The 3238-nt window shown below is 44.3% G+C and carries 3 protein-coding genes and 1 pseudogene; all 4 read left to right on the plus strand.

Features of this window, described 5'->3' with window-relative positions:
• Positions 1–278 (plus strand): annotated as a pseudogene (locus tag ACFIL3_RS09375) (phage tail protein); the annotation flags it as partial.
• Between the two features lie 9 nt (positions 279–287).
• On the plus strand, positions 288–509 hold the full coding sequence (locus ACFIL3_RS09380) for a hypothetical protein (RefSeq protein WP_375637004.1): 222 nt from the start codon (positions 288–290) through the stop codon (positions 507–509).
• A gap of 22 nt (positions 510–531) precedes the next feature.
• Positions 532–2514 carry an alanine-zipper protein gene (locus tag ACFIL3_RS09385; RefSeq protein WP_375682146.1) on the plus strand — a complete coding sequence of 661 codons (1983 nt, stop codon included), beginning with the start codon at positions 532–534 and terminating at the stop codon, positions 2512–2514.
• A 68-nt stretch (positions 2515–2582) separates the two neighbouring features.
• A partial coding sequence (locus ACFIL3_RS09390; RefSeq protein ID WP_375682147.1) for a lysozyme occupies positions 2583–3238 on the plus strand: 656 nt, incomplete at its 3' end.

Consider the following 3238-nt stretch of genomic DNA (forward strand, 5'->3'; position numbering starts at 1 on the left):
TGAGTGGGGATGCTTTGGACAAGTGTAATCAAGAATTTGACCAAATAGCAGGAAGTCCACAGGTAGAGACTCCCTTTTGGTTTACAGAAAAAGACAAGCCGCCGCGTTTACCTTGGTTTATCAGGAGCCCCTTTGCTAATTTTTTATATTATTCAACGCCTATAACAGACGGTCTGAATGACAGAGAGCATCATGAACATCATCTCATGGCAGAGAGGGTTGGTGGTGTTGAAACGCGCCCCGTTAATGTGAGTGTAATTTATGGGATCAAGACATGAGGAGTTGAAATGTCATTAAAACCGTTTGCGATATCAGAGATTAGCGACCCGTCTCAAGTACGGGTCGTTTTGTATTCTGGGGGAGGTTTTGTACATGCGCCGCTTACTGGCGTTTTTGATTTACTGAAAGCCGCTTTGAAAACAGAGCTTGATGGTTCACTGAAAGATTTAGAGAAGCGCTTAGAGACCTTAAGAGAAGAGTTTGAAGATTTGAAAGAGTGTTCATTTTAGGTTTAATGGAGGAATAAAGCAGATGAAAATACCTGATCATAGTCATGAGTATCTGATACCAATAGCCACGAAAGAGGAAATCAGAGAAGGAACTTCGCAAGATAGCGTTGTTGTTCCGAAGATTTTAGGGACGGCATCTTTGTATTCGTATGAAACCTTTGCGCCGTTAGAACAGGTTGTGAATGCAAGGCAAGAGTCGGAAAAAGCCATGGCGCGTGCGAATGGTGCGCAACAGGTTGCAGAAGAATCGAAATCTATTGCTGAACGTGCAGAACAAACAGCGAAAGATGCTTCTCAAACAGCAACAGAGACAACCCAAGTAGCAGCGACCGCGGTAGCGACGAGTCATGAAGTTAAGACGATAGCAACACAAGCAAGTCTTAAGGCGGATGGCGCAAAACGGACAGCTGATGATGCCAAGGATATTGCAGAAGAGGCAAAGGCTCTTTCAGAACAATCCAAGAATGCTTGTGCTGAAGTCAAGGAATCTGTTGCAACTGTTAAGAGAGTTGCCGAATCGGCGCAAACAGGAGTGGAACAAGCCTCGCAAACAGCTTCAGAAGCGAAGGGTTTGGCGGAAGCGGCGAAAAGTGCAGCAGAGAGTGTAACAGAGAAAGTAGATCAAGCACTAAGAGAGGCTAGCGATGCAAAATCTAAAGCAGAAGGCTTAGAAACAATAGCCAATGAAGCAAAATCCACGAGTGATCATGCAAGCCAAACCGCTTTGAGTGCAAAAAGTTTATCAGAAGAAGCCAAGGAAGTAGCCGAGACTGCGAAGTCGACAGCAGAAGAAGCGAAGAGTGTTGCGGAGCAAGCAAAAGAAGAAGCTGATACGACGAAGCAAGGGCTTGGAGAGGTCAAGAGTTCATTAGACACGGTGACAGCAACGACAAATTCTGCGAATACAGCCGCCTCTGAGGCAAAAGTGTTAGCGGAAGAAGCGAAGAGTGCATTGACAGAAGTTCAAGAGAAGGCACAGAGGAACAGTGACAGTCTTTCTGAACTTCAAAGTAAGGTAGGTTCTCTTTCCACTAATTTTTTAGAGAATGTGCGTTTTCATCAACCTGACAGAATTCTGGAAGCCGATCCGAAAAATAGAAAAGGTCTTGTGATCAATGACGGGGCATGTTTTCGCTTTTATCATGGTGAAGAGAATGGGGGTAGGTACCTCTTTTACCGCATTCCAGGGCGTGGAAGGATGACTTTTGACGAAGATCTTGAAGCAGGAAAGGATTATTATATATATCTCATCTTAAAAGATCAGACGAATGAGCTATCCTTTGAAATTTCGCAAAATCCGACGGCTCCTGATGGCTATACAAAGGATAATTCTGAAAAGATCGGTGGATTTCATACGCTATGTGCGGATGTTGGTGAGATTGAAGGTCATCTCTTATCGGGTTATCAAGCGGGGGATGTTTTGCCCAAGTCTGTTTGGTGTTTAAATCACCGCCCACGTAGTAGTCCAGAAGGGATGGTTTACAATCCGTGGCATAATATTTGGGTTGATATTTATCTTCAATCAGGGACAGGTGTAAATGCAAAGTCTGCCTATGGTGTTCCGATTACGACCAGTCGTAGCTATGCGGATCATGCATTTGATTTTTGGTCTGTTAGTAAGAGATTTTTGACGAGTGATGAGTTTTCGCCAAGCATGTATGGAAGTAATCAAGCAACCAGTATTGTCGGCAATCAAGCGCCTTCTCTTAAGACGTCTGGAGGACACGTTGATACAAACAATAGACGGATGATTTCGCATATCGGTTGTGAGGATGGTTGCGGTTATGTTTGGCAATATTTGTCTGGTTGTTATCCAGTGACTAAATGGCATACAGGGGAGCAAGGAAGCAGTTTACGTGTAGACATAAATGTTATGTTGGGAGGAGGCGATTGGACTGGTGGCTCTAACAATGATCATCTTGTACGGAATTTTGCGCATTCTCGTTATGTAGAAGATGAAAAAATAGGCGCCCGTGGATGTAGCGAGCCACTTTATTATAATTAACGCGAGATTGATTAGAACATCATTTTATCCAGCCCCACTTTTGTGGGGCTTTTTTTATGGAGCGTCAGATGAGAAAGATATCGAAAGAAGGATTAGAGCTTATCAAACAATGGGAAGGTTTGCGTTTAGAGGCATATAGAGACACGGCATGTATCTGGACGATTGGTTATGGTCACACCAGCAATGCGGGTCACCCCCTTGTCAAAAAAGGCATGTGTATTAGCCAAAAGCAAGCAGAAGAAATCCTTTGTGAAGACTTAAAGCAATTTGAGAAGACGGTAGAGGAATCGGTGACGGTTTCGTTAACGGATTGCCAATTCGCGGCATTGGTCTCATTTTGCTATAATGTAGGAACAGCTGCTTTTCGCAAGTCAACCTTGTTGAAGAAGCTTAATCAAGGGGATTATGAAGCCGTACCCTTAGAATTACAGAAATGGAATAAGGTCGGTGGGAAGCCTCTTGCGGGTTTAGCCAACCGTCGAGCAGCAGAAGCGGGATTATGGGTAAAAGGGGCTTATGTTTCTTCGAATTATCAAAGGGTAGAAACGAAAACAGCAAGCGGTCTTTTAAAGATAGAAGCACTTGCCCCGATTATAGGGTCTTGTTCAGGTTTTGGCGGCTTGTTGGTTGGCAATGGTCCGGTGCAATGGGCTTTAGCAGGCATCATGGTTTTAGCGGCTGTAACGGGCATAGTGATTGTTGCCAAGCGGTTTGGGGAGCAACG

Origin of the sequence: Bartonella sp. CE47NXGY, from assembly GCF_042195415.1 — a bacterium.
GTDB lineage: Bacteria > Pseudomonadota > Alphaproteobacteria > Rhizobiales > Rhizobiaceae > Bartonella.